The organism is Mesobacillus sp., from assembly GCF_057785455.1.
In genome coordinates this window covers 71127-82574 of record NZ_JBYNSB010000037.1, presented here as the reverse complement: position 1 = coordinate 82574, position 11448 = coordinate 71127, and the positions used below count along the sequence as shown (strand labels likewise).

Sequence of the window (11448 nt, the reverse complement as noted above, 5' to 3'; positions counted from 1 at the left end):
CAGAAACGCAGAAACTGGAGACTCCGACAAAGAAGCGCTTTTTGCTTCTGCGGGCAGAGTTGAAGTTTCGGAGTTTCTAGGAGGCGAAACTAGACAAGCGTCTCGAGGAGTTAGGATCCGCAGCTAGCCAAGCGACTCGAGGGGCTAGGCGCTGGAGCTAAACAATTCTCGAAGTATATATGCTTTCTTATTTTATTTGATAAGCCCTGGTGCTAATGTCAGTCTTGATGAGCTTAACCAGGAAAGAAATCCTTCACTTTTAAATCGCCTTAACCTAAAGCCGGAATTAAAATATAATAGGGACAACCATATATATCGGAGGCTGGCACTTGATGACAAATGCATACGCAAATAGTCTTAGACAGGTTGTAGAAAAACATAGAAATGAAGAAGAAGCAGCGAAGATGAGCAAATATATGCGGAATCAGTTCGAGTATCTTGGAGTGCGCGCCCCCATTTTAAGAGGATTGGTAAAAGATTTCATCAAGGAAAACGGACTGCCTCAGGAGGATGAATTCCACGAAATTATTAAGGCATTCTGGGCATTTCCGGAAAGGGAATTTCAGATTGCAGGGCTTTATATCATGGATAAGATGATTAAAACAATCCAGGTTACTGACCTTTCCTTAATTGAATTTATGATTACAACCAAATCGTGGTGGGATACGGTTGACCATATTGCAAAACACCATGCCGGGAAGTTTTTCTCATTTTATCCTGGGGAGCTTGGAAAAATCGATGATTGGCTTGAATCCGGGAACATCTGGCTTATCCGGTCAGCCATCCTGTTCCAGTTAGGCTATAAAGCGGAAACGGATGAAGAACTGCTATCTTCTATTATTATTCGATCACTGGGAACGAAGGAGTTCTTTATAAATAAGGCGATCGGATGGGCACTAAGAGAGTACGGTAAAACAAATCCAGAATTCACCCTTGATTTCGTAAGCTGGCACCCTCTTTCACAGCTGTCCAAAAGAGAGGCATTGAAGATTTTGCAGAAAACAATATAATAAGCGCTCTGTTAGAAGAATGTGTAATTTAATGCAGCTATTGTTTGGAACTTGAGGGTGCTCATTACATTTCAGATGCAAAATATCCTTTTGAACTGCATTGAGAGAGCCCCTCATTACACTTCAGATGCGAAATGTCCTTTCGAACTGCATCGAGAGACGGCCTCATTACACTTCAGATACGAAATATCCTTTCGAACTGCATCGAGAGACGGCCTCATTACACTTCATATGCAAAATATCTTTCGAACTACATTGAGAGGAGGCCTTATTACACTTCAGAAGCAAAATATCCTTTTAAACTGTAATGAGTAGGACTCAAGAAAATCAGAAGAAAGAAAGTCAGTTCATAACGGAAACAAATAAGTATCCCCTCCTATGAAAATGGCAATAACTGTACGTAGATGCCAATTTCATAGGAGGGGATTTATTTTGCAAGGAATCTATTTTATTAATGAAAGGCTCCAGATCAATGAACTTTCACATGAAGATAGCACAGCAATCCAGAAACAGGCATTGCTTGATTACATGGACAGAAACCGTATGATGCCAGCTAAATTGAATCCTTACCAGATTTCTGCCCATTACACGATTCCGCACGCGCTTCTTTATGATTTAAGACAGCATAGAACACAATTTGACTGCCTGCTAATGTATTCACACCATGCAATTGAGGATTTCTCCAAAACGTATCCGGCACGGTGGATGCTGCTAAAAAGCTACTTCGATCGGATAGTGACGGTTGTCTGACTCCAGTCGTTATTACATGTTCAGGTTCCGTCAGTACCGCCAAAGACAATGCAATAGCCGTCAGGGTCAAGGATGGCAAACTCCTTCCAAGGCCCATTATCCTCATCTACCCATGGCTCTATGGCAATGCTTACACCCTTTTCCTTAAACTCCAGGAAAAGTGCATCCAACGCCTGCCAATCCTCTGTATAGCAATAAAGGTCGACACCGTGCTCCATTCCCTGTGCCGGTGGATTGGGCATGACATCTTTTGGATTCTTTGCTTCCAGCAGCTTGATGGCCAGCCCTGTGAACCCATCACGGAGCACCCACCAATCTGTCACCTCGCAGCCTAGCATCTCGCGATAAAATCGCTTCGATCCTTCCAAATCAGATACAATCAATACCTTTAACGAACTATGAATCTGTCTTTTTGTCTCCATTGCTTTACCACCTTTTACGCATTGCTCCCCTGTATAATCATGTCGTACATATGCCTCGTTGGCTCCAGCGGCGAAACGCCCAGTTCATGCTCCAACACCTCACAGCATTTCTTATACCATTTGATCGCTTGAGGGCGATTATTTTTCCGATAATAGCAAAACATCAATAAACGGTAGGCTTCCTCCCAGGTCCTGTCCTTCTGAAGTATTTTTTGGCACCAATGAATGGCAGAATCATAGTGTTCTCCTCTCACATTCATCTGGGCAAGCTTCTCTGCGCTCCGCAAAAAGTATACTAGCAGGCGTTCACGTTCATTGATGCACCAATCCTCATATCTCCGTTCAGGCAGGAAATCCCCATTATATAAAAACAGGGCCTTCTCAAGGTTTTCCACAGCCTTATCAATACTCTTTTCCTCCAGCCCTGCTTCTGCCCACTGTTCGAATAAGCATGAATCCAGCTGGAGCGCTGCCTGCGGGTTTATTCCATAACCAGTGCCCTCCCTGATGATGAAAAAAGGAGCCGACCTTGCTTTGCGGGCAGGTTCGAGAACATTATTCAATGCATTCAAGGCTACCTTGAAATCACGGTCCGCATTCTTTTCTTCATGTTCGGGCCAAAGAATCTGGAAGATATCCTCCTTTAACAGGAACTGGTTCCGTTTTGTCAGGAAAAGCTGAAATAGCTCTTTCGCTTTTCCTCTTTGCCAATCTCGGTCCTCAACTTCCCGTTCCCCCAGCCATACCCTGAACTGACCTAATGTCTGGACCTTCAGCGTGTAGCCCGGGTGAGCGTTTATCCGCGGCAGCTTCATGTCTTCAAGCAGCTTTCCTGCAAAAGCCGGCATGATCGACTGCTTGACTGCTTCGATCAGCATGGGGGCAAATATCTGTAAATCCCTCGGACCGAAGGTAGTGCGCCTTTTAAGGAAGAAATCATAACTCCGCATTTTCATTGAATCTAAAAATCTTCTAAATTCAACTTTAAACTCGTCTTGATCCTCTTTTATGAAAGCACGATAGGATTTCCAGAACGCGAGTACCATTTTGCCGTATTCATCCCCGCACTCCTTTAATAGGCCTTCGGCTTTACTAAAATCCTCTTCTGCTTCCGTCCATTTCCGATTGTAGATAGCGGCGATCGACATGCACAGCGTGATTAAGGCAGAAAGCCATGTATCCTTAACCCGTTCAGTTTCAAGCAGGGCCTTTCTCCCTGCCTCGGCCGAGCGCTCGTACTCTCCCCTGCTGCCAAACAGAAGGCAAAGTCCCATCAACGGCTCTGCTTTCCCCCGCTCCATACCCAGCCTTTCCATTATTTCAAGCGCAGTTTCATAGCATTTCTCGGCAAGCTGCGGATCATACTGGTCAATCAGCTGGACCGCATGGCCCATCCTGATCCAGCCGCAGGCTTCAACAAAAGGAGCCTGTATATTAATGCCATGCTGGATGCCGGATTGCGACAGCGCTTTTGCCTGTGCCCCATTGCCCGTAAACGCTTCGATCAGGGCAAGGAGCAAATCCGTTTCTCTGTGCGATTGAGGGAGCTGCTGTTTATGAAAAGTGTCCGGGATTTCCTTGATTGCTGTCAGAATCTTTCTCGTTTCATCAAATCGCCCCGTCCTCAAGTAAAGCCTTGCTTCAAGATTGCCATCCTCAATTGGCACCCCCATCGACCTGGCGCGTTCTATCCATTTTTCTGCCTTCAGCGACTGTCCTGAGTTAATGAGGTTTTCAGCAAGCAGCCGATACAGCCTTCCCGTCTCCTCTGCCTCTGCAACAGGAATTGCTTTTTCTCTCAGCTCAATTGCCTGGGCAAGAATCCGTTCTGCCTTTAATGGCTGGATTGTATCAAGGTAGATTCTTGCCTTCCCTTCAAGCGCCTTGCTTTTCCATTCCATATCCCCTTGTCTTTCAGCTGTCTGGATGGCCAGGTCATAACTTGTTTCCGCTTGCTTATATAAGGAGCGGTAGCGGTATACCTCCCCTTCTAAAAATAAAAGTGTGCAATAGGGCATTTTTTCCTGCAGAGGGATTCTGGAAAGCCGTTCATGCAGATTTTCGAGCTTTCCCCTCTCCAGCAGCTCCATTCCCTGCTCGTCCATGATGGCCGCAGCAGCATCGGATTGTCCGATTTTTTCGTAGCAAAATAATGCGTCCTCCCACTGTCCTTTCCTTTCAAAATAGCGGGCGCTGGTCAGCATGATTTTTCGGTAATTTTCAGGCTGGTTGAGCATCAGCCTGTCCTCGAGGAATTCCCGGAACAGAGCATGATACCTGAATTGGTGGTCACCCACCTGGTGGATGAACAGATTTTTTGCTGTCAGCTGCTGCAGCATTTGCAAAGAGCCATTCATGCCGAGGACATTGTCACATACTTCGGGACTGATTTCCTCGAAAATGCAGGTTTGCTCCAGGAATTGCTGGATCATCAAGGGCTGTTTTGAAAACACCTCATGTACAAGGTATTGAAATAAATCATCGAGCGACTTGGAAGGCTCTGCAAAAAGGTCATCGAGGCTCTGCAAATGCGGGATTTGCTGGGCAATCATCCCCACTGCGATTACCCACCCTTCGGTAATTTTATATAATTGCTCAATTTGCTCATCCGTGATTTCGAGCTCATAGTATTCAGTCAATAAAAGTTCAATTTCATCTTTGCCGAAAAGCAGGTCATTTTTGGAGAGCTCATTCAGTTCATGCTTCGCTTTCATTTTCGCAAGGATTTTCCAGGCTGGCCTCGTCCTAGTAGAAATGACAAGATGCAGGTGGCCCGGAATATGCTCAAGCAGTTTTTCAATCCATACATTGATATGGTATGAATGTTCGATTGCATGGAAATCATCGAGGATGATCGTGACTGATTCGTCCAGCTGCAGGATTTCATTAATGAAAATCGAGCAGAGCATGCTGATTTCTTCTTCCCTTATGTAACGGTCCATTTTTTTCATATATTGCGATAACTCATTGCCAAAGTCAGGGAAAACGGATTGGATGGAGGCGGTCAAGTACGACAGAAATGGAAGAATATCGTCATCTGAAGAGGAAATTGTATACCAGCAGCACGTTTGGCCTTCATCCTTGACATACATAGCCAACGCCGTGCTTTTTCCATAACCTGCCCCAGCCTGGATAATGGTTAGCGGCCTTTCGGTAATCGCTTTCATTTTTTTCGAAAAATTCGCGCGCCGTATCCATTGCTCCTGCAGATTCGGAACAATCAATTTCGTTTTAATTAATGGCAATGTTCCCTGCATAACATCTCCGCCTTAATATCTTAATATTGATACTATTCTAACATAAGGCAAATAAAAAAAGACTCGAAAAATGCCGAGTCTTTCATTTCTTTGCTAATCCTAGAATTTAATATCCATTTCTTCAAGAGGCCAATAACGCAGATTTACTTTTCCGACGACCTGGTCCTCTGAAATAAAGCCGAATTGCCTGCTGTCCCAGCTGCCAAGCCTGTTGTCGCCGAGCACAAACAGCTTTCCTTTTGGAACCGTTTCAACGCCCGTTATATCTTCCAGTGTAAAATCGCCAGTGAGATAACCGCCCATAGCTTCTTTCCTATATTGTTCGAGAAATGGCTCATCCACCTTTTTTCCATTCACATAGAGCCGGTCTTCCCGGTATTCGATTTTATCTCCAGGCAGGCCGATGACCCGCTTCACAAAGTCTTCTTCTTTATTGGCATGAAAAACAATGACGTCAAATCTATCGAGGTCGCTAGTTTCATAACCAAGTTTATTGACGACAACTTTGTTTCCTTCCTCCAGGGTAGGAAGCATCGATTCTCCTTCAACGACATAGTTAGAGAAAAAGAAGACACGGATAAACGCAAAAATGATCATTCCCAGGGCAAAAGCTTTAATCCACTCAATCCCCTCTCTTTTTATGCTCTCTTTCATCGAATTACCTCACCACCATTATTGCTGTTTTCTCGCTAATGCTGCTCTCAATCTACTTATCAATTTTCTCTTCTTAAATTATAAACCTTGTCTGTATCAAATTGTTGTATTGCGGTCTGCAGCTAGTTTGGGAAAATTATGTAATGCCTGTATCAGACATTATCGTCTTTTTTCACACTTGTATTCATTTTTACTTCAATTCGTTTGCCAATATACCAAAGAATGATAATTATGACTGCCACGATTGCTGTCCGTGATGGATTGGTTATTAAGGAACGGAGATCTGAACCGACAAAGCTGATCATGAAAATCATCACCATTTTACCGGTAATGACAGCAAGCATGTATTGGGGCATGCTGATTTTAGACAGGCCAGCTACTATATTTACAAGTGCTGACGGAGTAAATGGAAAGCACAGCATCAGGAAGATCGGCCCAAATCCGTGGCGCTCGATCCAATTCATCCCTTTTTGCACTTTTGGATGGCGCTGGAGGAAGCGAAGCATCCTTCCCTGTCCGTAATTCCGGAAAATAAGAAACACAATCAAGGCACCAAGCACTGCTCCAATCCATGAAAACAGGAATCCCCACCATAACCCGAACGCATTGGCATTTGCCATGACGAAAAGGAACAAAGGCAAAAATGGCAGGAATGCCTCAAGCATCGGCAGCAGGATACCTGGAATCGGCCCAAAAGAGCGATACTTACTAAGCAAGTCCATTATATTTTCGATAGTGAACCAATCTTTTAATAAATCTAAATCCATGGAAATCTCCTTGTCCAACAAGCACTGACAGGAAGCCTTGCCGGCTTGACCGGCAGAGTTCCTGTTTCATCATTTTACAACGCGACTGAATGATTGAAAAATATTTAGCAAGCTTCTTATTTGGCCAAAAACTCCTGAAGAGCCTGCCTGTTTTCCTCCAGGTCGATGGCGAGGATGGCACCGTCACTCTCGACACGCTGGTTTTCATAGGAACCTTCTACCGGAATTCTCATCGTATCGATATCCCGGTTATCCTTTGAAAGGAATCCCTTACCCATGAAAAGGATATCTCCGGTATCCATATTGGTGTTGACAAAGGGCCTGACTACACCTACCAATTTAGGAAGCTTAGGCAGGGTCTGTATGCTGGCAAACTGCTTGCCGACTTCTTTGATCACATTCTGCTGACGCTCGACTCTCCCAAAATCACCAACAGCGTCATGGCGGAAGCGGACATATCCAAGAAGATGCTTGCCGTCCAGCCTCTGCAGGCCCGGCTCAAGGATGACACCAATATTTGCCGACATCTGCTTCTCAACATCCACCTCCACTCCCTCAGGGAATGCTTCATCAATAACCCGGACAAAGCCCTCGAAGTCAACAATAGCATAGTACTGAAGATCAACGTCAAAGTTCTCTTTTATCGTTTGCCTTAAAAGCTCAGGTCCTCCTAGTGCAAATGCTGAGTTTATTTTATGGTCACCGTATTCAGGTATGCTTACATACGTATCCCTCATAATCGAAGTCAGCTTGTAGGATCCTGTATCAGGATTATAGCTTGCAATCATGATTGTATCGGCACGGGCCTTTTCCTTCGCTCTTGCATCGCTTCCGAGGAGGAGAATATTCGTAGCGCCATTCTTGTCACGTTTCCCGTGGAATTCATATTCTTGTTTGTTCTGGTCTATATCCTTCGCTGAATCATTAACTCCTGCTCTATATTGAAAATAAGAATAAATTGCTAATGCTCCGATCAGAAGGAACAGCAGCAAAAAGACACCTGACCATCTAATGCGCTTCTTCTTTTTCTTACGCTGGGTTCTTTCATATCTCATGACAAAATTCCTTCCAAAAATGATTTTAATAGTTCCCTTTACTTTTATTATCGTGCTGCAAGAGGTTCAATTAAGCAATGGGATTTTTATAATTCATGATTCCTCCTACTATATTGACTTGTTTTTTTCTATTTTAGTTACTGCTTCATATTATTTTCCTTCTTTTCCTATTACCTTAAACTTCTCTGGCCTAAATTTCAAAAATAAATCCCGCATTGAGTAATCAATACGGGATCAAAGAAACGTTTTTCAATTTTAAAACCTGGCTTGCCTGCTGCCGTTTTATTTCAGATATTCATTAAACCACTCAACGATATATGCGAGGCGATCCAGCCTGAGGTTTGGCTTGCCGCTTCTGGAAAGCTCATGGTTTGATTCCGGGAAGCGGATGAACTTAGTTGTCTTCCCCTGGCGCTTTAAGGCGATGAAGAGCTGTTCTGCCTGCTCGATTGGACAGCGGTAATCCTTTTCACTGTGAAGGATCAATAATGGAGTATTTATTTTATCCGCATAGGCCAGAGGTGAGTGCTTCCATAAAGTATCGATGTCGCTAAGGTCAGCTTTGATTTGCCACTCAGTGAAATAATAGCCAATATCGCTTACGCCGTAAAAGCTGATCCAGTTAGAGATGGAACGCTGGGTCACAGCTGCTTTGAACCTGTCTGTATGCCCTACAATCCAGTTTGTCATGAAGCCGCCATAGCTGCCGCCGGTTACCCCCAATCTTTCGCTATCGATAAAATCATAGTTTTCAAGAGCATAATCGACTGCGTCCATCACGTCCTGATAATCTCTGCCACCGTAATCACCACGTACAGCATTGACGAATTCCTGTCCATAGCCATGGCTGCCGCGCGGATTAATGTAAAGCACGCCATAGCCCTCAGACGCCAGCACCTGGAACTCATTGAAGTATGAATTCGCGTACAGAGCATGGGGACCGCCATGAATCTCAAGAATGAGCGGGTATTTCTTCCCTTCCTCATAACCTGCAGGTTTCATGATCCAGCCATGCAGAGGCGTTCCATCCCCTGCTGCAAATGAAATTGGTTCAGGCTCGGACAAGGCAATCTGGCCGAGGAACTTTTCATTAACAGAAGTAAGCTGCTTCATTTCTCCTGTTGTCACTTCTAGTTGGAATAATTCCCCCGGTAGCACAGGCTTGCTGACCGCAGCAACGATTCTTTGATTTTTGCGATCCAGTGAATAACCGTACACATGCTGCTGATCAAGCAAGGCTGGATAAATTTCACCTGCCATATTGCCGAAGTAGATCACCGTGTTTCCCTGGTCGCTCGCCAGGAAATAAAAGCTTTCGCTGTCATCGCCCCAAATGAAGCCCGGACTATGTGCTCCCTGCTGGAAATCAGCCGCAACGGCATCGCCAACGAGGATGTCCATATTCTCAGTGATGCAGCTGACATGGCCTGTGGCTAGTTCCTGGACCCAAAGCTGGGACAGCGTAGCATTTTCATATTGTCTTTCATGTCCCAAATAGCCAATGTATCTTCCATCCGGAGAAATGGCAGCACTTCCGTAATAGCCTTTTTCATTGGTTAGTTTTGCAGTTTTGCCTGATTCAAGCTCAAGCAGGAACAAATCGCTCTTGAATGAGAAATCACGCTCCGGACTTTCGTCAGCAGCCAGGACAATCGATGTTCCATCCGGTGTCCAGCACTGTACATGGTAATCGGCATCACGCTTTGTAACCAGTTTTGTGCTGCCATCCTCTAAATGAACAAGGACTGTTTGCTTGTACTTGCCATCCCAGAATCCCGCAGCATCCGATTTATACTTCATTTCTTCAGCCACGAAAGGCTCAAGCTTCTTTTCTTCTTTTTTATCTTCTTCCTTTTCGAGCAATTCCTCGTCAGGCTTCAGAAATACAGAGCAAGCCAGCTTTTTGCTGTCCGGAGACCAAACGGGGCCGCTCACACCATTTTTAAGGCTGGTCGCCTGCCTTGCCTCTCCGCCTGAAGCATCCAGTATATAGATCTGATTCTTTCCGCTCCTGTTAGAAACAAATGCAATTTTGGTACCATCAGGAGACCATCGTGGCGAATGGTTCCGGAATTCACCAAAGGTCCATTGCTTCGCCTCTCCACCTTCAGCAAGATCGATTATGTATAGATTAGAAACATAGTCATTCTTTTTTTCCGCCATTTCAGTCTGGACAAAAACACATTTCATGCCATCCGGCGAGATTTGCGGGTCTGTTACAGACTTTAACTCATATAAATCATCTGCTTTGAGAAATCTTTTTTCTCCCATTTGAGAGCCACCCTTTCATAAATAAAGATTGTCTATCTATCTTTATTTCGATAACAGAAATAATTTTCCTCCTTCTTAAAAAAATTCTTTTTTCCTTCAGATGAAATAGGCCGGGATTTTTCAGTGACGTTTGGAAAATATGATACTAAGCAGAAAAAATTTTTTACCTACTTGAATTCATGCTGAAAATCCATTACGATTATAACGAACAAACGTTCTACTTTTAGTCAAAAGGAGCCAACAAAAATGACAAGGATTCCAGAACATGACCGCGATATCATGGAGCAGGCCATTTATTTGCCGATGGTCCTGGTCGTGCTGAATCGGGATCTTTCTGTCGTTGAAAACAGTCCCTTCAAATTAAAAAAGCCTTATTTGGAGCTTATCGAAGAAACAATGAAGGCCGTCCAGAAAGAACTCGCAAAAGTTAAAAGCTATCTGAAGAAAAACAGCCTGAAGGTTGAGGAAGTCAAACGTGATGATGCGTTTACGATGTATCTCTTCATTTATCAAGGCTACGAAGAACACCACAACTATTTCAATCCCCGCATCCGGAACAAGGTCCAGGAATTGATGGTGCATTACCTGTTCAAACGATTCAAACAGGCTGAAGCCCCCATTGAGAAGAATTAAGGGATCCGTCCCTCAGGCTCGGATCCCCTTAAAATTTATTCGTGGCGTTTTATAAAGGACTCGCTTACCATTCCGGCATTAGCGTATCCATTCTGCTGACCATGCAATAGATATAGAGCCTTTCGTTCTGTGTCTTTCATCCGCTGCATGAATTTCGTGCGGAGAAGTGATGTTCTCAGCAGCTGATTTTCAAAAGAGTGATGAGAGACTGGCAGAATAATGGATTTTTTATTCCTGAAGATGACCTGGGTGCTATGGGAATCCACCTTTTTATGAATGAGGACATGTTCCTGTGCAACCCAAATACAATCCGGGTTTGAAGGTGAACTTGTAGGCATGAAGTAGATGGAGCTTATGGGGTCAATAATGATGGGGACCTTATGGGTAATCCCTGTCAGCTGAGTAGTTCCTTCTTTCCGTCCTTCATAGCTGGAACCAAAATATTTACAGCTTTTCTTGATAATATCAATCGGCCTGAAAGGTGATAAATACTCGTCCTCCAATTCGATCACCTTTGAATAAGTCCTGCTTCCGTACTCTTCAGGAAGGATGATCATTGTAAAAGGATTTATTTCATACTCTTCAATTAAATTCTTTTGGCTCACATTCATTCCTTCATCTCCTAAAAT

General features: G+C 44.2%; 10 protein-coding genes. 3 read left to right on the top strand and 7 right to left on the bottom strand.

Translation table 11 applies throughout. From position 1 onward, the window contains the following. The first annotated feature begins 332 nt into the window (after positions 1-332). Both AC3EBE_RS15165 and AC3EBE_RS15160 read left to right on the top strand, forming a co-directional pair. A complete protein-coding gene (locus tag AC3EBE_RS15165) occupies positions 333-1010 on the top strand; it encodes a DNA alkylation repair protein (RefSeq protein WP_488595884.1) in 678 nt (225 codons plus the stop codon). 432 nt (positions 1011-1442) lie between these two features. After that, positions 1443-1760, top strand: a complete 318-nt coding sequence (locus AC3EBE_RS15160) for a hypothetical protein (RefSeq protein ID WP_488595879.1) — start codon at positions 1443-1445, stop codon at positions 1758-1760. Positions 1761-1780: 20 nt separating this feature from the next. On the opposite strand, the gene AC3EBE_RS15155 is transcribed toward AC3EBE_RS15160, so the two are convergent. From AC3EBE_RS15155 to AC3EBE_RS15130, 6 genes are all read right to left on the bottom strand, one after another. Further along, complete coding sequence (locus tag AC3EBE_RS15155) at positions 1781-2182, bottom strand: VOC family protein (RefSeq protein ID WP_488595878.1); 402 nt, start codon at positions 2180-2182, stop codon at positions 1781-1783. A gap of 14 nt (positions 2183-2196) precedes the next feature. Next, the gene (locus AC3EBE_RS15150) at positions 2197-5439 is read right to left on the bottom strand and encodes an AfsR/SARP family transcriptional regulator (RefSeq protein WP_488595877.1); all 3243 of its coding nucleotides are present in this window, start codon (positions 5437-5439) and stop codon (positions 2197-2199) included. Positions 5440-5538: 99 nt separating this feature from the next. Next, on the bottom strand, positions 5539-6093 hold the full coding sequence (gene lepB, locus AC3EBE_RS15145) for a signal peptidase I (RefSeq protein WP_488595876.1): 555 nt from the start codon (positions 6091-6093) through the stop codon (positions 5539-5541). A 152-nt stretch (positions 6094-6245) separates the two neighbouring features. Next, positions 6246-6860 (bottom strand): TVP38/TMEM64 family protein, encoded by a 615-nt coding sequence (locus AC3EBE_RS15140; protein WP_488595875.1) that lies wholly within the window; start codon positions 6858-6860, stop codon positions 6246-6248. A 116-nt stretch (positions 6861-6976) separates the two neighbouring features. Continuing rightward, a complete protein-coding gene (locus tag AC3EBE_RS15135; protein WP_488595874.1) occupies positions 6977-7915 on the bottom strand; it encodes an LCP family protein in 939 nt (312 codons plus the stop codon). 282 nt (positions 7916-8197) lie between these two features. Then, the gene (locus AC3EBE_RS15130) at positions 8198-10186 is read right to left on the bottom strand and encodes a S9 family peptidase (protein ID WP_488595873.1); all 1989 of its coding nucleotides are present in this window, start codon (positions 10184-10186) and stop codon (positions 8198-8200) included. 246 nt (positions 10187-10432) lie between these two features. Here AC3EBE_RS15130 and AC3EBE_RS15125 point away from each other — a divergent pair, with 246 nt between their 5' ends. Further along, on the top strand, positions 10433-10819 hold the full coding sequence (locus tag AC3EBE_RS15125) for a YhjD family protein (protein WP_488595872.1): 387 nt from the start codon (positions 10433-10435) through the stop codon (positions 10817-10819). 35 nt (positions 10820-10854) lie between these two features. Here AC3EBE_RS15125 and AC3EBE_RS15120 read toward each other — a convergent pair whose 3' ends face one another. Continuing rightward, a complete protein-coding gene (locus AC3EBE_RS15120) occupies positions 10855-11430 on the bottom strand; it encodes a competence protein ComK (RefSeq protein ID WP_488595871.1) in 576 nt (191 codons plus the stop codon). Positions 11431-11448 lie beyond the last annotated feature (18 nt).

Bases quoted from the DNA above. Each gene is read 5' to 3' on its own strand.
- AC3EBE_RS15165 (WP_488595884.1), top strand. From the start codon at position 333: ATGACAAATGCATACGCAAATAGTCTTAGACAGGTTGTAGAAAAACAT.
- AC3EBE_RS15155 (WP_488595878.1), bottom strand. From the start codon at position 2,182: ATGGAGACAAAAAGACAGATTCATAGTTCGTTAAAGGTATTGATTGTA.
- AC3EBE_RS15150 (WP_488595877.1), bottom strand. From the start codon at position 5,439: ATGCAGGGAACATTGCCATTAATTAAAACGAAATTGATTGTTCCGAAT.
- lepB (WP_488595876.1), bottom strand. From the start codon at position 6,093: ATGAAAGAGAGCATAAAAAGAGAGGGGATTGAGTGGATTAAAGCTTTT.
- AC3EBE_RS15140 (WP_488595875.1), bottom strand. From the start codon at position 6,860: ATGGATTTAGATTTATTAAAAGATTGGTTCACTATCGAAAATATAATG.
- AC3EBE_RS15135 (WP_488595874.1), bottom strand. From the start codon at position 7,915: ATGAGATATGAAAGAACCCAGCGTAAGAAAAAGAAGAAGCGCATTAGA.
- AC3EBE_RS15130 (WP_488595873.1), bottom strand. From the start codon at position 10,186: ATGGGAGAAAAAAGATTTCTCAAAGCAGATGATTTATATGAGTTAAAG.
- AC3EBE_RS15125 (WP_488595872.1), top strand. From the start codon at position 10,433: ATGACAAGGATTCCAGAACATGACCGCGATATCATGGAGCAGGCCATT.
- AC3EBE_RS15120 (WP_488595871.1), bottom strand. From the start codon at position 11,430: ATGAATGTGAGCCAAAAGAATTTAATTGAAGAGTATGAAATAAATCCT.